Annotated in this window: 18 protein-coding genes; 10 read left to right on the top strand and 8 right to left on the bottom strand. The window is 71.2% G+C overall.

The window, feature by feature from the left end; translation table 11 throughout:
* Window positions 1-31 precede the first annotated feature (31 nt).
* The 5 genes from rpsK (at window position 32) to truA (ending at window position 3,763) form a co-directional block, all read left to right on the top strand.
* The gene (rpsK, locus tag RIN75_RS41005; protein WP_086669042.1) at window positions 32-439 is read left to right on the top strand and encodes a 30S ribosomal protein S11; all 408 of its coding nucleotides are present in this window, start codon (window positions 32-34) and stop codon (window positions 437-439) included.
* Window positions 440-462: 23 nt separating this feature from the next.
* The gene (rpsD, locus tag RIN75_RS41000) at window positions 463-1,068 is read left to right on the top strand and encodes a 30S ribosomal protein S4 (protein ID WP_309117516.1); all 606 of its coding nucleotides are present in this window, start codon (window positions 463-465) and stop codon (window positions 1,066-1,068) included.
* Between the two features lie 148 nt (window positions 1,069-1,216).
* Window positions 1,217-2,272 (top strand): DNA-directed RNA polymerase subunit alpha, encoded by a 1,056-nt coding sequence (locus RIN75_RS40995; RefSeq protein WP_121224939.1) that lies wholly within the window; start codon window positions 1,217-1,219, stop codon window positions 2,270-2,272.
* A gap of 58 nt (window positions 2,273-2,330) precedes the next feature.
* Entirely contained in the window at window positions 2,331-2,915 is a 585-nt protein-coding gene (gene rplQ, locus RIN75_RS40990) for a 50S ribosomal protein L17 (RefSeq protein ID WP_309117515.1), read from the top strand.
* 56 nt (window positions 2,916-2,971) lie between these two features.
* Window positions 2,972-3,763, top strand: coding sequence for a tRNA pseudouridine(38-40) synthase TruA (gene truA, locus RIN75_RS40985; RefSeq protein ID WP_309117514.1), 792 nt, complete (start codon window positions 2,972-2,974; stop codon window positions 3,761-3,763).
* On the opposite strand, the gene RIN75_RS40980 is transcribed toward truA, so the two are convergent.
* The gene (locus RIN75_RS40980; RefSeq protein ID WP_309117513.1) at window positions 3,729-4,691 is read right to left on the bottom strand and encodes a lysylphosphatidylglycerol synthase transmembrane domain-containing protein; all 963 of its coding nucleotides are present in this window, start codon (window positions 4,689-4,691) and stop codon (window positions 3,729-3,731) included. The two genes, truA and RIN75_RS40980, sit on opposite strands and share 35 nt — an antisense overlap.
* 41 nt (window positions 4,692-4,732) lie before the next feature.
* Entirely contained in the window at window positions 4,733-5,476 is a 744-nt protein-coding gene (locus RIN75_RS40975) for a PIG-L family deacetylase (protein WP_309117512.1), read from the bottom strand.
* A gap of 49 nt (window positions 5,477-5,525) precedes the next feature.
* Here RIN75_RS40975 and RIN75_RS40970 point away from each other — a divergent pair, with 49 nt between their 5' ends.
* Window positions 5,526-6,608 carry a glycosyltransferase family 4 protein gene (locus RIN75_RS40970; protein WP_309117511.1) on the top strand — a complete coding sequence of 361 codons (1,083 nt, stop codon included), beginning with the start codon at window positions 5,526-5,528 and terminating at the stop codon, window positions 6,606-6,608.
* Between the two features lie 74 nt (window positions 6,609-6,682).
* Here RIN75_RS40970 and RIN75_RS40965 read toward each other — a convergent pair whose 3' ends face one another.
* From RIN75_RS40965 to eccE, 4 genes are all read right to left on the bottom strand, one after another.
* Entirely contained in the window at window positions 6,683-6,811 is a 129-nt protein-coding gene (locus RIN75_RS40965) for a hypothetical protein (RefSeq protein ID WP_309117510.1), read from the bottom strand.
* Window positions 6,812-6,918: 107 nt separating this feature from the next.
* On the bottom strand, window positions 6,919-8,481 hold the full coding sequence (locus tag RIN75_RS40960) for a S8 family serine peptidase (protein WP_309117509.1): 1,563 nt from the start codon (window positions 8,479-8,481) through the stop codon (window positions 6,919-6,921).
* A 249-nt stretch (window positions 8,482-8,730) separates the two neighbouring features.
* Window positions 8,731-9,459, bottom strand: a complete 729-nt coding sequence (locus RIN75_RS40955; protein WP_309117508.1) for a hypothetical protein — start codon at window positions 9,457-9,459, stop codon at window positions 8,731-8,733.
* A complete protein-coding gene (eccE, locus tag RIN75_RS40950; protein WP_309117507.1) occupies window positions 9,456-10,781 on the bottom strand; it encodes a type VII secretion protein EccE in 1,326 nt (441 codons plus the stop codon). Before eccE ends, RIN75_RS40955 begins: the two co-directional genes overlap by 4 nt.
* A gap of 172 nt (window positions 10,782-10,953) precedes the next feature.
* On the opposite strand from eccE, the gene eccB reads away from it, so the two are divergent.
* From eccB to RIN75_RS40935, 3 genes are all read left to right on the top strand, one after another.
* Window positions 10,954-12,588 (top strand): type VII secretion protein EccB, encoded by a 1,635-nt coding sequence (eccB, locus tag RIN75_RS40945; RefSeq protein WP_309117506.1) that lies wholly within the window; start codon window positions 10,954-10,956, stop codon window positions 12,586-12,588.
* A gap of 255 nt (window positions 12,589-12,843) precedes the next feature.
* Window positions 12,844-13,203, top strand: coding sequence for a hypothetical protein (locus tag RIN75_RS40940; RefSeq protein ID WP_309117505.1), 360 nt, complete (start codon window positions 12,844-12,846; stop codon window positions 13,201-13,203).
* Window positions 13,200-14,282: a hypothetical protein gene (locus RIN75_RS40935; protein WP_309117504.1), complete on the top strand. Its 1,083-nt coding sequence runs from the start codon at window positions 13,200-13,202 to the stop codon at window positions 14,280-14,282. Before RIN75_RS40940 ends, RIN75_RS40935 begins: the two co-directional genes overlap by 4 nt.
* Before the next feature lie 57 nt (window positions 14,283-14,339).
* Here RIN75_RS40935 and mycP read toward each other — a convergent pair whose 3' ends face one another.
* A complete protein-coding gene (gene mycP, locus RIN75_RS40930) occupies window positions 14,340-15,773 on the bottom strand; it encodes a type VII secretion-associated serine protease mycosin (protein ID WP_309117503.1) in 1,434 nt (477 codons plus the stop codon).
* A gap of 3 nt (window positions 15,774-15,776) precedes the next feature.
* Window positions 15,777-17,171, bottom strand: coding sequence for a type VII secretion integral membrane protein EccD (gene eccD / locus RIN75_RS40925; RefSeq protein WP_309117502.1), 1,395 nt, complete (start codon window positions 17,169-17,171; stop codon window positions 15,777-15,779).
* A 330-nt stretch (window positions 17,172-17,501) separates the two neighbouring features.
* Here eccD and eccCa point away from each other — a divergent pair, with 330 nt between their 5' ends.
* Window positions 17,502-21,506 carry a type VII secretion protein EccCa gene (eccCa, locus tag RIN75_RS40920; protein ID WP_309117501.1) on the top strand — a complete coding sequence of 1,335 codons (4,005 nt, stop codon included), beginning with the start codon at window positions 17,502-17,504 and terminating at the stop codon, window positions 21,504-21,506.
* The last annotated feature ends 506 nt before the right edge of the window (window positions 21,507-22,012 follow it).

The following is a 22,012-nucleotide window of genomic DNA, read 5'->3' as shown; positions in this document are numbered from 1 at the left end:
GCGCACCCGTTAAGTAGGAGATCACCCAGAAATGCCACCCAAGTCCCGCACGGGCGCCGGGGTCAAGAAGATCCGGCGCAAGGAGAAGAAGAACGTCTCGCACGGCCAGGCGCACATCAAGAGCACGTTCAACAACACCATCGTGTCCATCACGGACCCGATGGGCAACGTGATCAGCTGGGCGTCCGCCGGCCACGTGGGCTTCAAGGGCTCCCGCAAGTCGACGCCGTTCGCCGCCCAGATGGCCGCCGAGAACGCCGCCCGCAAGGCCGCCGAGCACGGCATGCGGAAGGTGGACGTGTTCGTGAAGGGTCCCGGCTCCGGCCGCGAGACCGCGATCCGTTCCCTCCAGGCCGCCGGTCTGGAAGTCGGCACCATCCAGGACGTGACCCCGCAGCCCCACAACGGCTGCCGCCCGCCCAAGCGGCGCCGGGTCTGAGGCACGGGGAGGAGTAAGCACACATGGCTCGCTACACCGGACCGGCCACCCGCATCTCGCGCCGGCTCAAGGTCGACCTCGTCGGTGGGGACCAGGCGTTCGAGCGCCGCCCCTACCCGCCCGGCCAGCACGGCCGCGGTCGCATCAAGGAGTCGGAGTACCTGCTCCAGCTCCAGGAGAAGCAGAAGGCCCGCTACACGTACGGCGTGCTGGAGAAGCAGTTCCGCCGCTACTACGAGGAAGCGGTCCGCCGCACCGGCAAGACCGGTGAGAACCTGCTCCAGATCCTGGAGTCCCGTCTGGACAACGTGGTGTACCGCGCGGGTCTCGCGCGCACCCGTCGCCAGGCTCGCCAGCTGGTCAGCCACGGGCACTTCCTGGTCAACGGCCAGAAGGTGAACATCCCGAGCTACCGGGTGTCGAAGTTCGACATCATCGACGTGAAGCCGAAGTCGCTCCCGACGCTGCCCTTCGAGGCCGCGCGCGCGTCCTTCGGTGACCGCCCCGTCCCGGCTTGGCTCCAGGTCGTGCAGTCCAACCTGCGCATCCTGGTGCACCAGCTGCCGGAGCGGGCGCAGATCGACACGCCGGTGACCGAACAGCTCATCGTCGAGCTTTACTCGAAGTGATCCTCTCGGCGGGCGGCCCCTCACCGGACCGCCCGCCGATCGGGTCCCGCGACGGCACGGAATGGTGTGCCGAACGCGTTCGCCGGTCTCCGCGACTGGCACTCCCGGCGTCATATGGCGGGCGTCGGGTTGAGAAAGGAAGAACCCAGTGCTGATTTCCCAGCGCCCCTCGCTCAGCGAGGAAGCGGTCAACGAGACCCGCTCCCGGTTCGTCATCGAGCCGCTGGAGCCGGGCTTCGGCTACACCCTCGGCAACTCCATCCGCCGCACCCTGCTGTCGTCCATCCCCGGCGCGGCCGTGACCAGCATCCGCATCGACGGTGTGCTGCACGAGTTCACGACCGTCCCCGGTGTGAAGGAGGACGTCACCGACATCATCCTCAACCTCAAGGAGCTGGTCGTCAGCTCCGAGGAGGACGAGCCGGTGACCATGTACCTGCGCAAGCAGGGCCCCGGTGCGGTGACCGCCGGTGACATCGTGCCCCCGGCCGGTGTGACCGTGCACAACCCCGACCTGCACATCGCCACCCTGAACGGCAAGGGCAAGCTGGAGATCGAGCTCGTCGTCGAGCGCGGTCGCGGCTACGTCCCCGCCGTCCAGAACAAGCAGGCCGGCGCCGAGATCGGCCGCATCCCGGTCGACTCGATCTACTCGCCCGTCATGAAGGTGACCTACAAGGTCGAGGCCACCCGTGTCGAGCAGCGGACCGACTTCGACAAGCTGATCCTCGACGTCGAGACCAAGCCCTCCATCACGCCGCGCGACGCCGTCGCGTCCGCGGGCAAGACCCTGGTGGAGCTGTTCGGTCTCGCCCGCGAGCTGAACGTCGACGCCGAGGGCATCGAGATCGGACCGTCTCCCGCGGAGGCGGACACCATCGCGGCGTTCGCGATGCCGATCGAGGACCTGGACCTCACCGTCCGGTCCTACAACTGCCTCAAGCGCGAGGGCATCCACACGGTGGGCGAGCTGGTCTCGCGCAGCGAGGCGGACCTGCTGGACATCCGCAACTTCGGCGCCAAGTCGATCGACGAGGTCAAGATGAAGCTCGTCGGCCTCGGCCTCGCGCTGAAGGACAGCCCGCCCGGGTTCGACCCGTCGGCCGCCGCGTCCGACTACCCCGCCGAGGGTTGGGGCGCCGCGGACACGTCCGTGGACAACCACGACGACGGCCACGACTACGCGGAGACCGAGCAGCTCTGAGGCCGCTTAGCGGCCGGGCCGGAGCAGAGGATCAGAAAGAAATCCGAGGAGCAATTCGATGCCCACCCCCACCAAGGGACCCCGTCTCGGGGGCTCGCCGGCCCACGAGCGGCTCATGCTGGCCAACCTGGCCACGTCGCTGTTCACCCACGGTCGGATCACGACCACGGAGGCCAAGGCGAAGCGGCTGCGCCCGTACGCCGAGAAGCTGATCACCAAGGCCAAGGTCGGCGACCTGCACAACCGTCGCGAGATCCTCAAGGTCATCCGCGACAAGGACGTCGTGCACAAGCTGTTCGCGGAGATCGGCCCGCAGTTCGCGGACCGCGCGGGCGGCTACACCCGCATCACCAAGACGCTGCCGCGCAAGGGTGACAACGCCCCCATGGCCGTGATCGAGCTGGTGCCGGAGAAGACCGTCACCTCCGAGGCCGAGCGGGCCCGCAAGACCAAGTTCGCCAAGGACGAGGTCAAGCCGGCTGAGACCAAGGTCGAGGAGACCAAGGCCGCTGACGCCGACGCCGACGCCGCCGACCAGGACGCCGAGGCGCCCGAGTCGGCGACCAAGGACGCCGCGGAGGAGCCCGCCGAGGGCGCCGACGAGGCCGCTCCGAAGGCCGAGGACAAGAAGGACGAGTCCTGACGGACCCGACCGCCGACGAGCCCGTCGTCCCCTCGCGGGGCGACGGGCTCGTTCGTGTGCGCCTCGACCTGGGCTACGACGGCACGGAGTTCTCGGGGTGGGCGCGCCAGCCGGGCCGGCGGACGGTGTGCGGGGTGCTGGAGGACACGATGTCCACCGTGCTGCGGGAGGACGTGTCCCTGACCGTGGCGGGGCGGACGGACGCCGGCGTGCACGCGTCCGGCCAGGTCGCGCACGCCGACCTGCCCGCGTCGGTGGACGTCGAAGGGCTGCCGCGGCGGCTCGCGCGGGCGTTGCCGACCGACGTGCGGGTGTTCTCGGCGCGGGTGGTGCCGGCCGAGTTCGACGCGCGGTTCGCGGCGTTGCGGCGGCACTACGAGTACCGGGTGACCGACGCGCCCTTCGGGGCTTCGCCGTTGCGGCGGCTGGACACCCTCGCGTGGCCGCGTGCTCTCGATCTGGACGCCCTGAACGCGGCCTCCGAGCTGTTGCTGGGGGAGCGGGACTTCTGCGCGTTCTGCAAGCGGCGGGACGGCGCGACCACGATCCGCGAGTTGCAGCGGCTGTCGTGGGCGCGGGACGGCGACGTGCTGACGGCCTACGTCTCGGCGGACGCGTTCTGCCACTCGATGGTGCGCAGCCTGGTGGGGGCGCTGCTGGCCGTCGGGGAGGGGCGCAAGCCGGTCGAGTGGCCCGCGTCACTGCTGTCGTTGACCGCTCGATCGAGTGAAGTCACGGTCGCTCCGCCACACGGTTTGTCACTCGTTCGGGTGGACTATCCGGAGGACTCGGAGCTGGCCGCGCGGGCGCTGGTCACGCGGAACGTGCGTGGCGCACCGACCAGTTGAGCCACGCCACGCCGCCCATCGGGATCTCGGCGAGGTAGGTGAAGACGGCGAACAGGAGCACGCCCGCGACGGCCGGCGCGGCGGGCGTGCCCAGCGCGACCAGCAGGGCGATCGTGCCGTTCTCGCTGACCCCGAACCCGCCCGGGGTGACCACGGCCAGGGTGAGCAGCCGGCTGACCGCGAATGCCGCGACCAGCGTGCCCAGCGACAGGTCCACGCCGGTCACCGCGAGGCAGCACCACAGCAGCAGGGCCTGGAGGGCCAGGTAGACCACCATGCCGGTGGTCATCTTCGCCCAGTTCCGCCGGATGACGTGCGCGTTCTGCCGGCGCAGCCGCACCACGAACCGGCGCGCGCGACCCCGGAGCACGCCGCTGAGCCAGCGCAGCCTGGTCAGCGCGGCGACGGTGACGACCAGGACCGCCGCCGTGGTGAGGGTGGCGGCGAGGACCGTGCGCCCGAGCACCGCGGCGCCTTGGATCGCCAGCGCGACCAGTGGGAGGGCGACCCGGCCCAGGGCGTTCCACAGGCCGCTGACGATGGTCGACGTGGTGATCGCGCGGGCCGTGTGCCCCCAGCTCGACGCCATCACGGCGGTGACCGCGACGCCCGCCGCGCCGCCGAAGGGGAACAGGTTGCTGATCGCGCTGCCCGCCGCGTTGAGGCTGAACGCCTGGGTGTTGCGCAGGCCGGGGAGCGAGCCGGTCAGGACGTAGGTGTAGGCCCACAGGCCGGCCAGCCAGAGCACGGTGAGGCCGGCGAGGGCGGCGGCGCTGACGGCGGCGAGGTGGTCGGTGATGGTGGCCCAGCCGACGCCGCCGATCTTCGGGATCAGCGCGACGACCAGGTAGACCGCCAGGGCCAGCGAGGCCATGGACGCGAGCAGGTTGAGACGGCGGCGGGTGCGGCCTCCGGCCCCCGGTTCCATGGTCGCACGGGGTACCGGCAATTTCGGCGACCGTGGTCGGGTCACCTTGCCCGCAAGCGCTTGCGCTCGATGTACCACTCCGTGCCCATGACCAGCCGGAACAGCGGTGGCGGCAGGCTCAGCAAGGCGCTGACCGTGCGGGTCTGGTCGCCGCCGGTCGTCTGCGTCGCGTGCGCCGCCAGGGCCGCCCGCTTGCACCCCGCGTACCGGCGGACGTCCACCGCGTGCGTGATCTCCGCGCGGGGTGTGTAGGCCGTCCGGAACGGGGTCAGGTCGAACCGCCGCGCGACCCGGGCCACCCGGAGGGCGCGGAGCAACAGGGTCCGGTCGACCGTCGCCTCCCACACCCTCAGTGTGCCCGCCAGTTCGGCGGCGAGCGCGCCGACGCGGTGGACCTGGACGTGGTCGGGGTGCCCGTAGCCGCCGACCGGGTCGTACGTCGTGAGCAGGTCGGCGCGCTCCTCGTGCAGGATCTCGGCCAACCGCCCGGCCGCCTCCGGCACGTCCGCCCGCGCGAACCCCGCCGGCGCGCCCCCGTCCAGCCCGGAGTCCGCGTAACCGAGGAACTCCACCCGCGCGCACCCGAGCACCTTCGCCGCCCGGTGCGCCTCCTTCGTGCGGACCGCCCCGAGGTCTTTTTCGTGAGCGGCCAGCCCGCGCTCGCCGGCGGTCGCGACGACCAGGACCACCCGGTGCCCCTCGGCGGCGAGGCGGGCCATCGTGCCCCCCGTCAGGAGGGCTTCGTCGTCTGGATGGGCGTGGAAGAACACGCAGGTTCGGCTCACAGGTGTAAGAGTGTCAGTTGCTCCGTTCAGCGGCTTGACGGGAGTCCCTGTGTCGATCATCCACGTCAGCGACTGCTTCCTGCCGCGCCTGGGCGGCATCGAGGTCCAGGTGGCCGGTCTCGCCGACGCCCAGCGCCGGTCGGTGGCAGAGGTCCACGTGATCACCGCGACCCGACACGCCACCCGGCCGCCGGGTTGCACGGTCCACCCGGTCGCCATGCCCTTCGGCCCGCCGATCCACCTGCGCGCCGGCCACCACCTGGACCGGTTGCTGGGGTCTTTGGGGGCGGATGTCGTCTACGTGCACGTCGGTGCGGTGTCGCCGTTCGCGTGGTCCGGCATCCGGTCGGCGCTGAAGCTCGGGCTGCCCACGGTGGCGGTGGTGCACAGCATGTGGGACCCGGCGGTCCAGCGGTGCTACCGCTTCCTGGACCGCGTCGGCGGTTGGTCGAGGTCGCCACTGGTGCTGGCGGCGGTGTCCCGGGCCGCGGCCGCGCGGGTGCGGGTCGCGTTGCCGGTGGACGTTTTCGTGGTGCCCAACGGCGTCACGCCGGACGTGTGGCGCGGCATTCCTTCTCAGCGTTCAGGCGGGTCGGTGCACATCGTCTCGGTGGGGCGGTTGGCGGCGCGCAAGCAGCCGATGCACCTGCTGTCGGTGCTGCGGGAGGTGTCCTCGGCGGTGGGTGGTGTGCGCGCGACGCTGGCCGGCGATGGTCCGGAGATGGGGGCGGTGCGGCGGTACGTGCGGCGGCACGGGATGGACTGGGTGAGCCTGCCGGGTCGACTGGACCGCGACGGGGTGTCGCGCCTGCTGGCGTCGGCGGACATTTTCGTGAACCCGACCGTGTGCGAGGCCTTCGGCTTGGCGACGCTGGAGGCGCGGACGGCGGGGGTGCCGGTGGTGGCGCGGCCGGGGACCGGGGTGGCGGACTTCGTGCGGGACGGCGTGGAGGGGTTGCTGTCGGACGACCTGGCTGCTGCTTTGGTGCGGCTGGTGTCGGACCGGGGGTTGCGACAGCGGATGGCGGCCCACAACCGGTCTACGGACCCGCCTTGCACGTGGCCCCGGGTGTTGGAGGCGCTGGAGGCCTGCCGGGAGCGGGCGGTGTACGGCGGGGTGCTCAGGGGGTGAGGTCGGCGAGGTCGAGGGTGATCGGGACGGGGGCGACGGTGATGGTTTGGGGGCCGTCGGCACCACGACCGCTTCTACCGGGAACCAGTCGTCGAGCGGCCCGCAGTCGTGTGGAGGGAGCCGTGGACGAGTTCGAGCTTCGAGCCGTCCGGTGGTTGGTCCATGGCGAACCACCGGTCGACGGTGTTCGGGCCGAGGGTCACCTCTCCACCTTCCCCGGCCGCGCCAAACGGGTGACCGCACAGCAGAACGGCCCCCACCGGCGGAAGGAGGTGGGGGCCGTTCGTTGTGCTGCCCGGAGCGCCGCGACCTACAGGTCGAGGGTCCAGGTGTCGATGTAGCCGGTGTCCTGGGCGTAGACGTCCCGGACCCGCAGCTGCCAGTTGCCGTTCGCCGTCTCGGCGGACAGGTTGACCGTGTAGGTCGCGTCCACGTTGTCCGTGCCGTCCGAACCGCTCGACACCTTGAGCTGCTTCACCGCGCCGCTCGGCGTGATCAGGTCGATCGCCAGGTCACCGCGGTACGTGTGCTTGATGTGCACCTCGACCGTGGCCGTCGCACTGGCCGCGCCCGCGCAGTCGGTGATCGCGATGGTGCTGGTCGCCGTGCCCAGGTCGGGCACGTTCACGTCGGTCGCGTTGGTCTTGGGCGCGCAGCCGGTGGGCGGCGGGGTGGTGGCGCCGACCAGGCGGAGGAGCTTGTTCGGGGAACCCGTGCCGGCGTTGGTGACGACGCCGCTCGTGGCGCCGTTCACCAGGGCGTCGCGCACCTGCTGCGGGGTCGCCGTCGGGTTCGCCGCCAGGTAGACCGCCGCCGCGCCGACGACGTGCGGGGTCGCCATCGAGGTGCCGCTGATGGTGTTGGTGGCCGTGTCACCGGTGTGCCAGGCCGACGTGATGGACGAGCCCGGCGCGAAGATGTCCAGGCAGGTGCCGATGTTGGAGAACGACGAGCGCGCGTCGGTGTTGGTCGTCGACCCCACCGTGATGCCCTCCGCGGTGCGGGCCGGGGAGGTGTTGCACGCGTTGGCGCCGTTGTCGTTGCCCGCCGCGAGGCCGTAGGTCACGCCCGCCGCGATGGAGTTGCGGACCGCCTGGTCGACGGTGGCGTCCGCGCCGCCGCCCAGCGACATGTTCGCGACGGCCGGCTTGACCGCGTTCTGGGTCACCCAGTCGATGCCCGCGATGACGCCCGCGTACGTGCCGGAGCCGGAGCAGTTCAGCACCCGCACGCCGACCAGCTTGACCTTCTTGGCCACGCCGTACTTGGTGCCGCCGACGGTGCCCGCGACGTGCGTGCCGTGGCCGTTGCAGTCGGTGGCGTCGTTGTCGTTGTCGACGGTGTCCCGGCCGGTGACCGCACGCCCGCCGAAGTCGCTGTGGGAGAACCGGATGCCCGTGTCGATGATGTAGGCGGTGACGCCTTCGCCCTCGTTCGGGTACGTGTAGGAGTTGTTCAGCGGCAGGGTGGCCTGGTCGATGCGGTCCAGGCCCCACGACGGCGTCGGGGACTGCGTGCCGGAGATCTTCACCTCGGCGTCCTGCTTGACGTACTCGACGTTCGGGTCCGCGGCGAGCCGGCGCGCCTGCGCCTCGCTCATCGTGGCCGAGAAGCCGCGCAGGGCGGTGGTGTAGGTGTGCTTCACGGAAGCCTGGTACTTGCTGCCCAACGTCTCGGCGCTCGCGGCGCCCGCGTCCTTGAGGACGACGATGTAGCTGTCCTTGACGGCGTTCGGGGCGCCGAGGCCGAGGATCTCGCCCTCGGTGGCGCCCGCGGTGAACGTCGTCAGCGCGGCGGTGACGGCGAACGCGGTGCCGGTGGCCAGGCCGACGCCGGTCACCCGCCTGGTCCAGGGCGCGCGGGAGTCTCGCATCGCAGGGGTTCTCCTCTTCGCAGGGTGTGCGCCCGGGAGGATCACCGCGGCGAAACCGCCCGGACACGGTGAGTCAGTTCCTAGTTCGCCCGGCGGTGGGAGCGCAAGAATCCGCGGGGAACAGGAGCCGGACGGCCTCTCCACAGTATTGGTCCGGCCTGTGAACGAAATACTGCGGAGAGTGACTGGACGCCGGAAACAAAGCGTGCCCCGGACCGGCGATCCGGGGCACGTGAATGCGGGCCGGGCTCAGTCGCCGCGGCGCACGGCGCCCAGGATCTGCTGCTCACCGGGCGTGGTGACCAGCCGCAACGGCCGCCACAGGTTCGCACCCAGCGCGATCACCTGGTCGTCCTTCAACGTCGTCAACTGGTGCGCCATCTGCGGCGGCAACCGCCAGATCTGCGCCGCCAACTGCGCCTGCCCGACCGGCAGTCGCTGCAGCAGCACGAGGTCCGCGGAATTCGCCGTGCCGGACGCCTGCGGGTGCAGGTACGGCAGCACGTACATGGTCGTCTGCCACGGCGAGCGCGGCGGGAAAAGCTCCTGCGGCACGTGCCCGCCGTCGTGCACGACCAGCAGCGGCGCGTCCTCCGACGGCCGCGGCAGGTCCACCGGCGAGAGCCGGCGCAGCTGCACGGTCGGCGCGGGACGCCCGTCCGGGCCGGTGCCCGCCGCCCGCACCACCGGCTGCCACGCCTGCGGCCGGCCGGTCGCGACGGTGATCCACGCGCCGGTCGCCATGGCCCGCAGCGCGATCTGGCGCGCCAGGTACAGGCCGCCGACCACGACCATGCGGGTCGGCGCGGACCGCAGCACGGAGATCGTCAGCGGCTCGCCCTTCAGGCCCGAGCCCAGCACCATGCCGCCGCGGTCGCCCGACGGGCTGACCACGTCGAGCAGTTGCGGCGCGACCAGGAACTCCGGTGCGACCCCGCGCCCGGAGCCCCGGTTGTCCAGCAGGCGGCTGTTGGTCACGCGACACCTCCGAGCGGCAGGGTGGCGGCCAGGCCGGCGACCTGGAGCCCGTTGAGCGGGGTCAGCGTGATGTCCAGCTTGTCCGCCAACGCCTTCAGCCGGTCGTCCGCGCGGTCCAGTTCGGACGGTGTGCGCGCGGAGACCCGGACCAGGCCGCGCAGGCCGACCTGGCCCTGCTCGCTGCTCGGCGAGATCGTCATGGACAGCGTCGAGGACAGCGCCCGCACGCCGGTCAGCGCGTTCAGGTTGTTGCGCATGCCCTTCGCCGGCCAGCCGGTGATCGCGTAGGAGGCGTGCCCGACACCGCCCGCGGTGACGCCGCCCCACTTCTCCCGCAGCGACACCGGGTTGTTCGTGCCCGCCACCGAGGTCAGCTCGGCCGCGGAGATGCCCGCGCGGATCAGCTCGTCGGAGTCCAGCGGGCGGATCGTGACGCCGGCGGACTCCAGGGCGTTGCGGACCCGGGACAGCGCGCCGATCAGCGCCCGGTGCGCGCCCACGACGCCGCCGCCGCGCTCCCGGATCGCCGCCTGGCAGCGCTTCGGGTCCAGCCGCACCGCGATCCACGTGGTGCGCCGGGCCGCCGCGGGCAGCGGGCCGAGGACCTCCATGTAGGAGTTGAGGGCCGGCGAGTTCACGGGCAGCGCCGCGGAGCCGGGGTAGCAGTGCCAGATCACCGAGATGGCGTCCAGCACCACGCCGCGGTCCTCCAGGCACGGCGCGAGCGCGCCCAGCGGCAGCGACGGCGCGGTGCCCACGGCGTTGATCAGGCCGGGCGCCGGGTCGACCAGCAGCACCGCCGTCCACGCGCCCTGGTGCCAGGCCAGGCCCAGCGGCCGGCGCTCGTGGTCGGTGCCCTTGGCCACCACCAGGTCCGGCACGGCCAGCCGCAGCAGCGCCACGCGCGGGTCGTCCGAGCCGATGACGGAGGCCTCTTCCTCCGACGGCGGCTTCATCTCCACCGGGCCGCCGCGCTTGGCGGTGCGGCCGTGCGAGCGGAACGCGTAGCGGACCACGAGGCCGATCCACTGGGTCAGCCAGCGACCGCGCGACCGGGTGAACGCGAGGACCAGCGCGATCAGCACGATCCCGCCCGCGGTGTAGAGCAGGGCGGGCGCGACCTCGTCACCGGTGGTGCCGACGGCGAGCAGGATCAGGCCGACGGCGACGCCGACTTCGAGGACAACCAGGTTGGCGACCGGCAGCGCGCCGAGGCTGGCCCCGGTCGCGCGCCGGCGTGCCCGGAGCAGGGCGGCGCGCACGCCGCCCGGTGCCTGCGCGGGACCGCCGGGGCCACCGGGGCCGCCCTGCGGGCGGGCCATGGCAGGGTTCGGTTGACCCGGATGTGGGGTGGTCACGGACATCCGATCTGGTTCTCTTTCCCGTCGGCGTTCGGCGGGTGGACCGACCGGGTCTGACCAACCCGCACACGCGCCACCCGCCGTCCGGCTATCGTGCAGACCGTACCGCGACTGGGAGAGCAGCGAGCCGAGAATGGCATCAACACCCACCACCAAGTCACAGGTCCAGGCCTACCGCTTCGTGCTGCGCAGGATGCAGTCCGCCCTGGTGCGCAGAGACGCGGTGATGCTGCACGACCCCATGCGCACGCACTCGCGTGCCACCGCTGTGGGTGTGATCCTCGGTGTGATCGGGCTCATCGGCTTCCTCGTGTTCGGCTTCTTCTCGCCGGACCCGAAGCTCGACGACGACACGCAGATCGCCATCTCCAAGGAGACGGGCCAGGTCTACGTCGTTCGGCAGGGCGGCAACAAGCAGTTGATCCCGATGACCAACCTGGCCTCCGCCCGACTGCTGATCCTCAACCAGTCGAACCCGGACAAGGCCCAGCAGGTCGGCGGCGGTGACGCCCAGGCGGGCCAGGTCAACGCGGCGCCGCAGGTCGCGGGCGGCGAGCCGAAGCTGGTCAGCGAGAAGGCCCTGGCGAAGCTGCCCAAGGGCCGGCTCACCGGCATCCCGGACGGCCCGGACGTGCTGCCCGCCAAGCCGGAGGACCGGATCGGCGCGGAGTGGTCGGTGTGCGACACGCTCGACCTCGACGAGTCGCTGAACAACCCGACCTCCAAGAACAAGTTCGAGACCACGGTGATCGCCGGCATGAGCGGCGGCTCGCTGCTGGACGGCAACAAGGCGCTGCTGGTCAAGGCGGGCACCGACGACAAGCAGGCCTACCTGATCTACAAGGCCCCGGTGAACTCGAAGATCACCTCGACGTCGACCGTGCGGGCCAAGGTGGACCTGACCAACCGCGAGGTCCAGAACGCGCTGAAGCTCACCGGCAAGACGGCCCGCGCGATCAGCGCCGGCCTGCTCAACGCCATCCCCGAGGCCAAGCCGCTGGAAGCGCCGACGATCGCCGGCCGCAACGAGCCGGTGACCTACCTCAACGGCGTCCCCGGCTTGCGGGTCGGCAACGTGATCGAGGTCAAGCGCACCGGCGCCGACTCGGTGTTCTACGTGGCGCTCAAGGACGGCCTCCAGGAGATCAGCCGCGCCGCCGGCGACCTGATCCGCGCGGCCAACGCGCAGGGCGAGCCGAAGGTCGTCGACATCGCCAAGATCGACACCAAGGAGCCGTCCGAGAAGCTGGACTTCCTGGACTACCCGTCCGACGTGCCGGACGTGCTGGAGCCCAACCAGAACAACCGGGTCGTGTGCCTGGGCTGGCGGGCGGAGAACGTCAACGCGGACAACAAGTCGCAGCACACCCAGGTGACCATCGCGCCGACGCTGCCGGTCCCGGACAACTCGGTCGCGGTGAACATCAACCAGGTCGGCGCGACCGGCGAGGCCGTGAGCAAGTTCATCATGGCCCCGGGCAAGGCGGCCGTGGTCCGCTCGGCCACGTCCACCCAGGACTTCAAGAGCGGCCCGATCCACCTGATCACCGGCCGCGGCGTGAAGTACGGCATCCCGGACACGGTGATCTCGGGCGCGCTGGGACTGGGCGACCAGTTCGTGCCCGGCCCGGAGTCGATCCTGAGGTTGCTGCCCAACGGGCCGCAGCTCAACCGGAACGACGCCATCCGTAGCTGGGACTCCATCCCGGTGCCCAAGAACATCGGGTTGCTCCCTGAAGAGCAGGCCAAAAAGGCATCCGGCGGCTGATCGCTGTGTTGGACGGCGCGACTCCGCGGCTGTGCGGCAACGGGCTCAGCCGGCCCGGCCGGCACTTCCCGCGAGGCCGCCGTCGGCTTGTCGCGCCGCGTTTCCCGCCGATCAGCTTTTCCGATCGGCGGGAAACGCGGCTTTATGAACCGACTTTCGGGCGGCCGAGCCGCGCGACGGAGTCGCGCCATTCGGCACAGCGGAACCCCGGGGCGTCCGGGACCGTCACACCTGACGCTTGAGGGAGGTGTCCGGGTGTACGAGTCACGACGCCCCGCGGCTTCGGGGTCCGGCAAGGTCAGCGTCGACGCGCGGTGGGTCGAGCTGTACGCGCAGCGCGTCGACGAGGCGGCCGAGGAGCTGTCCAGGGCGCGGGAGCAGCTGAGGTCCGCGCCGGTGCGCCCGCACAGCTTCGGCGAGCTGGGCAAGACCCTCCGGACGTCCGAGGCGTACACGCGCGCGGCCGGGATGCTCAACCAGCAGCTCGACCGCGCGTGCGAGGTCCTCGCGGCCGCGTCCAAGGGCCTGCACGAGGTGGCCAAGCACTACGGCGGCCAGGAGGACGAGGCCGTCGCCCTGATCAAGAAGGCCCACCGCCGCCTGGAGGACTCGTGACGCGGGGCAAGGACGGCCGGCAGCTGGTCGCCGAGGTCGGCGCCGAACTGGACTACCTGTCCGGCATCAGCCGCCGGCTCGGGTTGCAGGACCTGGTCGCGGACTACTTCGAGCCGGTCGTGGGCTCGTGGAACGACCTGCACGAGGAAGCCGAGCGCTGGCGCAAGGCCGGTCTGGTCGCCGAGCACGTGACGCGCGACCTGACCAAGCCGCTGGGCAGGCTGGACTCCGCCTGGCAGGGCCGCGACGCCGAGTCGTTCGTGGCGCACATGCAGTCCGTGGGCCTGGCCGGGCACGACATGTCCGACGCCATGCACGCCATGGGCGACGCCCTGGACCAGACCGCCGACGGCATCCGCGGGATAGTCGAGGACATGGCCCGCGTGTACGCCGAGGCCGCCGACACGGTCTCCGGCGCGGCGGCGCTGCCCCTGGACGGCGACCGGCGCGTGGTCGAGGTGCTGGACGAGCTGCGGGACCCGGCGAAGGAGCTGTACGAGTCGGTCCGGGACATCCTGGAGGCGTTCCTGCGGCTGTGCGACGGGGTGTCCGGGGAGTCCTCGGACTTCGCCGACGTGAAGATGGAGCACAAGTACCCCGAGAAGGACTGGACGTTCAGCGGGCCCGAGAAGCCCTCCGCCCCGCCGGCCGGTGGTGGTGCGGGTGCTCCGCCCGCCGGTTCGCCCGCGCCCGAGCCGGCCAAGGCCGGTGGCGGCGGCGTCGGTGGTGGCGGTGTCGGCGGCGGTGGGGTCGGTGGCGGTTCGGTGCCCGGCGGTGTTCCGGGAGGGTCGCCCGCGGAGCGCCTGGGGTCCGGCGGCTTCACGACCGTGCAGGAACCCCGTCCGTCCGAGGCCGCTCCCGCCCCGGCCGCCGCGGCGGGTGGTGGCGGACGCGGCGGCGCGCCCGGTGGCGCGGGCATGGGCATGATGGGCGGCGGCATGATGGGCGCCGCCATGGGCGCCGGCGGCCAGCAGGGCGGGGACAAGGAGCACAAGTCGAAGTTCCGGATCACCGGGACGACCGAGGAACTCCTGGGCAAGCCGAAGAAGACCGCGCCCCAGGTGCTTGGCGAGGACTGAGACCCCAGCGTGCGAAAAGGGCCGCCCCCTTGTGGGAGCGGCCATTTTTCGTGTGGATCAGAGCACCGACCGTTTGACCGGAGCCGCTTCCCGGCGGGCGCGGTTGCGGTTGACGGTGTGGACGATGAACAGCGTCAGCAGCAGGAGCCCCACGCCGCCGCCCGTGCCCGACAGCGCCACGATCAGCGGCGTCGGGTCCGGCGGGTTCAGCGGGTCCAGGTCGGTCATCAGCTGGGTGGGCTGGGCCGGCTTGAAGTCCTTGCGCTCCGACGGGAGTTCCGCGGTCAGCGCGGCCACCGGGTTGATCATGCCGGCGCCGACCTTGTTGTCCCGGCCGCCCGGGTTGCCCGGGTGCTGGGCGGTTGCCTTGATGCGGTTCATGACCTCCTTGGCGCTGAGGTCGGGGAAGCGCTGGCGGACCAGGGCCACCACGCCCGCCACGTACGGGGCGGCGAAGCTGGTGCCCTGGATGCGGGTCGGGCCGCTGGGGCCCTCGCTGGAGTTGGTCAGGCCCTGGCCCCTCGGGTCCAGGGTGACGATGTCCTCGCCCGGCGCGGCGACGCTGACCCACGGGCCCCACACCGAGAACGCCGACACGTTGCCCGACTGGCCGATCGAGGCCACCGACAGGACGTTGTCGGCGTACCACGGCGGCGAGGCGACGATGTTGACCGTGTTCGGGTCCTCGTTGTCGTTCTGCAGCGAGCAGCCGTCCTTCTGGGTGAAGTTGCCCGCCGCGGTGACGATCACGACCTGCTTCTCGTTGACCGCCCAGTCGATCGCGGCCTGGAGCTCGCGTTCCTGCCGGCTCGGCTCGGTCGGCTGCTCGCAGGAGGTCAGCGAGATGTTGATGACCTTCGCGCCCGCCTCGGCGGCCACCACGATCGCCTTCGCGAGGGTGCCGACCTTGCCCGCGGAGGGGCGGTTCTGGCTCTTGTCGGTCGGGTGCTCGAAGTGGAAGTTGCTGCTGGTGTGCCGGATGGCGAGGATCTCCGCCTCCGGCGCGGCGCCGATGAAACCGGTCTGGTCGTCCCGGCTGGCCGCCGCCACGCCCGCGACCTCGGTGCCGTGGCCGTCGCAGTCGTCGACGCCCTTCTTCTCGGTCTCGACGTAGTCGCCGGTCGGGGTGACCCGGCCCTTCAGGCGCGGGTGCTCGTTGACGCCGGTGTCGATGATGGCGATCTTGACGTCCTTGCCGGTGGCGAACCGGTGCGCCTCCTCCAGGCGCAGCTGCATCTGGCCCCACGGCTTGTTCGGGATGTTCTTGTTCCCGGTGTTGGAGGCGATGCACTGGTTCTTCTGGGTGTAGTCGACGTCTTCCTTGGGCGACTCCAGCGGCGGCCGCAGGGACTTGTCGACCGGCGGCGGCACCGAGTTCGGTCGGGTGGAGTTCGGCGTGGTCGTCGGCTGCTGCGCGTACGCGCCGGGGGTGGTGACCAGGGTCAGCGCCACGGCCACCGCTGCGGCGGACTTCCGTGTCGTGGTCCGCATGGCTCAGGCCGGGATGAGCTGGCGCATGGCGACGTACAGGTCCATGACCGCCAGGGCCAGCGGCAGCACGATGGCGATCAGGATCGCCTCCAGCACGTCCACCGTCCGGCGCAGCACCGGCGAGAACTTCTGGCCGGGGAAGATCACGCCCAGCACCAGGGCCGCCGCGCCGACCAGCACCAGCGTGCCGAACACGAACAGCAGCCGGTTGTCCAGCGAGGACTCCGCGAGCCAGCCCAGCAGCACGCCCGCCGCCGCCGCCATGCCGCTGACCAGCAGCGCCACCGCCTGCGCGCCGTTGGCGTAGGCCCGGCCGCGCAGCATCAGCACCAGCGCCACGGTGACCGCGAGCATCGGGCCCCAGATGGTGCCGTCGCCGGCGGCGATCACCGAGAACACCGCGGCGGTGCCGCCGCAGCCGATGATCATGCCGGTCAGGTACTCGTGGGCGTTCGCGGTGCGCCGCTCGATCACCGCGTACTCGGGGAAGCCGGTGTCCTCCTTGAGGTCCTCGGCACTGCCCGGCACGGTCGGCAGCGGCAGCTTGGCCAGCTGGATGGTGAGCCGGGGCAGCGCGGACAGCGCCGCCAGCGACACCGCCGCGGTGGCCGCCGCGATTCCCACGATCGGGTGGTCGACGAAGATGCCGATCAGGAACGCGAGGCCGCTCAGCGCGCCCGCCGTGGCCGCCGCGATGAACACGGTGATGCCGCGCCCGATGAGCAGGATCGCCGCGCTGGCGAAGATCAGCACGAGGACGCTGGCCAGCAGCAGGTTCGGCCGGCCGATCGCGCCCGGGACGGTGTAGAGGCCCGCCACGTACGCCATGGGCAGCCCGCCCGCGGCGGCGATCAGCACGCCGGTGCCGGTCGCGCTGTAGGACCGGGCGATGACCGCGCCCGCCGCCAGCGCCACGATCGCCATCGCGCCCGCGCAGATCGCGGGCCACAGGCCCGAGCCGCCGACCAGGGGACCGGACAGCAGCACCGCGACGGCCGCCGCGATCAGCGCCAGCGCGCCCGCGATGTGGCCGTACTTGCGCGCGGTGTCCTTCGTCCACGGCCGGAAGCTGTCCGGGTCGGACTCCGCGATCGCGTCGACCACGTCGTCGTACAGCGGCGGCGGCGGGTTCTCGTTGCGCTTGCGCAGCTGGAGCAGCTCGCCGTCCACGATGCCCAGCGAGGCCAGCGTGCGGCTCGGGTCCAGCGGGCTGTCGCCCAGCTTCGCCAGCGCCCACCCGCCGTGCCGAACACCACCGTCCGGAGTGGCCTCCTTGGCCATGTCCAGCAGCATCGGCAGCAGGTCGGCCACCGCGACGTCGGCGGGGAGCGCGACGTCGATGCGCGTGCGCGGCGCAACCACCGTCACCCGGCTGAACACCGTCGTACCGGTCGCCACCAGGGCCCCCTAAGTCCTCTTGCGTGTCTGCGTGCCGCCCCGACCCTATTGGTCCGCTCGACGGACCGGCCGGAGGGGCGGGACACAGTATGGCCGGAACGGGTGTCCGGACAGGGCCGTTCCGACGAACACGTGCGAGGTGGATTTCCCGGACCCACCTTCGTGGCGGGTCCCGATGCGCCATAGTGTCGGGTGGCAACGAAGGTCGTGACGAGGTTGTCGCTCGTCGCAACCTCGCCGCGCGTTCGCGCTCGTCAGCGACGTTGGTTGCTGGTTGTCGTTGTAGTTGTCGTGGGTTGGTTCGAGAGAGTGTGAAGAGGTGCCTGTTAGGTGAGCACGTTGCAGTTCAAGCGCACGGCACGCCTCGCTGCTCCCCGTCCGCCGGGCGGTGAGGTCCACCTCGAACCACCGCCCGAGGTGCCCCGGATCATCCCCGGCAACATCATGATGAAGGCGATGCCGGCCGTCATGATCGTGTCGTCCATCGGGATGATGGTCCTGATGTTCACGTACAGCAACAAGAACCCGGCCGCGATGATCATGCCCGGCATGATGATGATCTCGACCATCGGCATGATGGCGGGCGGCATGGGCTCGGGCAAGGGCCAGAAGAAGGCCGAGATGAACGAGGACCGCAAGGACTACCTGCGCTACCTCGGCCAGATGCGCGACCGGGCCCGCGAAGCCGCCAACGAGCAGCGCGCCGAGCGGGAGTGGGTGCACCCCGACCCGCAGATGCTGTGGTCGCTGGCCACCACCCGCCGCATGTGGGAGCGGCGGCAGAACGACCCCGACTTCTGCCACCTGCGCGCGGGCCGCGGCTCGCAGCGCCTGGCCACCCGCCTGGTGCCGCCGCAGACCGGCCCGGTCGAGGAGCTGGAGCCGATCGCCACGCTGGCGCTGCGCCGGTTCGTGCGCGCCCACTCGCTGGTGCCGGACCTGCCCATCTCGATCGCGCTGCGCGGTTTCGCCGCGGTCGGCCTGCTCGGCGAGACCGACGCCAAGCGCGGCCTGGCCCGCGCGCTGATCGCCCAGATGGCGACCTTCCACTCCCCGGACGACCTGCTCATCGCCGTCGTCACCACCGGCCGCACCAAGGCCGAGTGGGAGTGGATGAAGTGGCTGCCGCACGTGCAGCACCCGAACATCGTGGACGGCATCGGCCAGATGCGGATGATGGCCGGCTCGCTGGCCGAGGTCGAGCAGATGCTCGACGAGCAGCTGCGCGACCGCCAGCGGTTCACCCGCAACGCGCCGCCGCCGGCCGACCAGCCGCACATCGTGATCCTCATCGACGACGGCGACGTCACCCGCGAAGAGCAGATCATCCTCGAAGAGGGCCTGGTCGGGGTCACCCTGCTGGACCTGTCCGAGTCGCTGGGCAACCTGACCGCCCGGCGCGGCCTGCGCCTGGTCATCGAGGACGACAAGCTGGGCGCGCGCAGCGCCAGCGGCGTCGAGTGGTTCGGTTCGCCGGACTGGCTGTCCGTGGTCGAGGCCGAGGCGCTGGCCCGGCGGCTGTCGCCGTACCGGATCGGCGGCGTGGACGCGGGCGGCGGCGACGAGGACCCGCTGTCGATGTCGAACAACCCGCCGCTGATCGAGTTCCTGGGCCTCCAGGGCGACCCGATGACCTTCGACGTGCAGCAGGCGTGGCGGCCCCGGCCGGTCCGCGACCGCTACCGCGTGCCGTTCGGCATCGGCGAGTTCGGCCAGCAGGTGGAGCTGGACATCAAGGAAGCGGCCATGGAGGGCATGGGCCCGCACGGCCTGTGCATCGGCGCGACCGGTTCCGGCAAGTCGGAGTTCCTGCGCACGCTGGTGCTCGGCCTGCTGGCCACGCACTCCTCGACGTCGCTCAACATGATCCTCGTCGACTTCAAGGGTGGTGCGACGTTCCTCGGCCTGGACAAGGCCCCGCACGTCGCCGCGGTCATCACCAACCTGTCCGGTGACCTGACCCTGGTCGACCGCATGAAGGACGCCATCGCGGGCGAGGTCGCGCGGCGGCAGGAGGTCCTGGCCAAGGGCAACTACAAGAACGTGTGGGACTACGAGAAGGCGCGCGAGAACGGCGCCGACCTCGACCCGCTGCCCGCGCTGTTCATCTGCATCGACGAGTTCTCCGAGATGCTGACGGCCAAGCCGGACTTCATCGACATCTTCCTCCAGATCGGTCGTGTCGGCCGGTCGCTCCAGATGCACATGCTGCTCGCCTCGCAGCGCCTGGAGGAGGGCAAGCTGCGCGGTCTGGACACGTTCCTGTCGTACCGGATCGGTCTGAAGACGTTCTCCGCGGCCGAGTCGCGCGCGGCGATCGGCGTGCCGGACGCCTACGAGCTGCCGCCCATCCCGGGTTCGGGCTACCTGGGCGTGCAGGGCGCGCCGCTGACCCGGTTCAAGGCGCTGTACGTGTCCGGCCCGTACCGGCCCGCGGGCATCCAGGTGGCCGGTCCGTCGGCCGTGGTGTCCAGCGACAAGCGGCCCCGGTTCTTCGTGCCGGACTACATCGAGATCCCCAAGGAACCGGTCAAACCGGTCGAACCGGTCAAGCAGGAGAAGGAGAAGGAGGACAGCAACGAGCCCAGCGAGCTGGAGGTCATCGTCTCCCGCCTGGTGGGCCAGGGCCCGCCGGCGCACGAGGTGTGGCTGCCGCCGCTGAACGAGCCGCCGTCGCTGGACACCCTCCTGCCCCCGTTGCAGGCCACCGAGGACCGCGGCCTCACGCCGCCCGGGTTCTTCTCCAACGGCAAGCTCCAGGTGCCGCTTGGTGTCGTGGACAAGCCGTTCGAGCAGCGCCGCGACCTGCTGTGGGCGGACTTCTCCGGTGCGGCCGGCCACGGCGCGATCGTCGGCGGTCCGCAGTCGGGCAAGTCGATGATGCTGCGCACGCTGATCACGTCGATGGCGTTGACGCACACCCCCGAGGAAGTGCAGTTCTACTGCCTCGACCTCGGTGGCGGCACGCTCGCGTCGCTGGAGAACCTGCCGCACGTCGGTGGCTTCGCGTCCCGTCTCGACGTGGACAAGGCCCGCCGCATGGTGGCCGAGCTGTCGGGCCTGATCTCCGAGCGCGAAGTCCGGTTCCGGGCTCAAGGCATCGACTCGATGGTCGAGTTCCGCAACCGCAAGCGGCGCGGCGAGATCCGCGACGACGACTTCGGCGACGCGTTCCTGGTCGTGGACGGCTGGATGAACTTCCGGCAGGAGTTCGAGGCGCTGGAGCCGCAGGTCCAGGCGCTGGCCGCGCAGGGTCTGTCGTTCGGCGTGCACGTGATCGTGGCCGCGAACCGCTGGGCGGAGATCCGGCCCGCGATGAAGGACCTGCTGGCGACGCGGTTCGAGCTGCGCCTGGGTGACCCGAGCGAGTCGGACGTCGACCGGAAGGTCGCGGTCAACGTGCCCGCCGGCCGTCCGGGTCGGGGCCTGTCCCCGCAGAAGCTCCACTTCCTGACCGCGCTGCCGCGCATCGACGCGTCCTCGGACGCGGAGAACGTGGCGGCGGGCGTGCAGGACATGGTCGCCAAGGTCAACGGCGCCTGGCGCGGCAAGCGCGCGCCCCAGGTCCGGCTGCTGCCCGACATGCTGCCGTACCCGGAGTTCATGGCCCAGGTGCAGCAGATCAACCCGAACCGGGGCCACCTGGTGCCGGTCGGCGTCAACGAGGACGAACTGGCGCCGGTCTACATGGACTTCGACGCCGACCCGCACTTCATGGCGCTGGCCGACGGCGAGGCGGGCAAGACGAACATGCTGCGGACGATCGTGCGCGGCATCATGAGCAGCTACACCTCGCAAGAGGCCCTGATCATGCTCGTCGACTACCGCCGCACCATGCTGGGCTTGATCGACACCGACCACCTGCTGTCCTACGCGGTGTCGTCGGCCCAGCTGACCGACATGATCAAGGACGTGCGCGGTTCGATGGCGGGCCGGTTGCCCGGTCCGGACGTGACCCAGGAGCAGCTGAAGAACAGGTCGTGGTGGAAGGGCCCGGAGCTGTTCGTGGTCGTCGACGACTACGACCTCGTCGCTCCCCAGGGCGCCCAGAACCCGCTGGCCCCGCTGGCCGAGTTCATCCCGCAGGCGAAGGACGTCGGCCTGCACATCGTGGCGGCGCGGCGCATGGGTGGCGCGTCGAGGGCGATGTACGACCCGATCCTGGGCAAGCTGAAGGAGATCTCGGCCCCGATCATGGTCGGCTCCGGGTCGAAGGAGGAGGGCGCGATCGTGGGCAACCTGAAGCCGTCGCCCCAGCCTCCGGGGCGGGGGACGCTGGTGACTCGGAAGCACGGGCAGCAGCGGATTCAGTTCGCTTGGATCCAGCCGGATTAGGGTTTGGAGCGCGGAAGGGCCACTCCTCACGTCGAGGGGTGGCCCTTTTCGCTTGTGCGGGGCTGTAGGTGCTCGGTTGTGCTGTCCGGTTGTGGTGTGCGGGCTGTGGTGTGCGGGCTGTGGTGTGCGGCTTGGCTGCGTGGTCGCCATCGGGTGGTTTCCATTGCGGGTGCTCGGGCTGCCGGTTGGCCGGAATTGTCGGTGCCCGGTGGGATAATGGAGACGGGGGCCGGAGGCCGCGGGGTGCTGCGGCAGCCCTGCGGAAATGCCAGGTCGCGTTGGGTTCCGCCCACCCACCCCCTCCCAGGCCCCCTCGCACAAGCCCCAACTGCACCCGCCTTCGGCGGGGCCGCCTGCGGCGGCTCGCACGGCCCGGCTCTGCCGGGCTGTGCGAGCCGAGTGCGCAGCGCTCGGGTCTGCGCGCGGAGCGCGCTTGGCGCGCGCCGCGCGCCTGGCTTGTGCCAGGGGGCCTGGGAGGGGGTGGGTGGGCGGAACGCCCAACGCGA

The sequence above is a fragment of the Saccharothrix sp. genome (assembly GCF_031180885.1).
Taxonomy (GTDB): domain Bacteria; phylum Actinomycetota; class Actinomycetes; order Mycobacteriales; family Pseudonocardiaceae; genus Actinosynnema.
The sequence above is the reverse complement of the archived record's forward strand: the minus strand, read 5'-3'. Positions and strand labels throughout refer to the sequence as shown.

What these genes read in the sequence shown, in the direction of transcription:
- rpsK (WP_086669042.1), top strand. Translation starts at nt 32, where the DNA reads ATGCCACCCAAGTCCCGCACGGGCGCCGGGGTCAAGAAGATCCGGCGC.
- rpsD (WP_309117516.1), top strand. Translation starts at nt 463, where the DNA reads ATGGCTCGCTACACCGGACCGGCCACCCGCATCTCGCGCCGGCTCAAG.
- rplQ (WP_309117515.1), top strand. Translation starts at nt 2,331, where the DNA reads ATGCCCACCCCCACCAAGGGACCCCGTCTCGGGGGCTCGCCGGCCCAC.
- RIN75_RS40980 (WP_309117513.1), bottom strand. Translation starts at nt 4,691, where the DNA reads ATGGAACCGGGGGCCGGAGGCCGCACCCGCCGCCGTCTCAACCTGCTC.
- RIN75_RS40960 (WP_309117509.1), bottom strand. Translation starts at nt 8,481, where the DNA reads ATGCGAGACTCCCGCGCGCCCTGGACCAGGCGGGTGACCGGCGTCGGC.
- eccE (WP_309117507.1), bottom strand. Translation starts at nt 10,781, where the DNA reads ATGGCCCGCCCGCAGGGCGGCCCCGGTGGCCCCGGCGGTCCCGCGCAG.
- eccB (WP_309117506.1), top strand. Translation starts at nt 10,954, where the DNA reads ATGGCATCAACACCCACCACCAAGTCACAGGTCCAGGCCTACCGCTTC.
- mycP (WP_309117503.1), bottom strand. Translation starts at nt 15,773, where the DNA reads ATGCGGACCACGACACGGAAGTCCGCCGCAGCGGTGGCCGTGGCGCTG.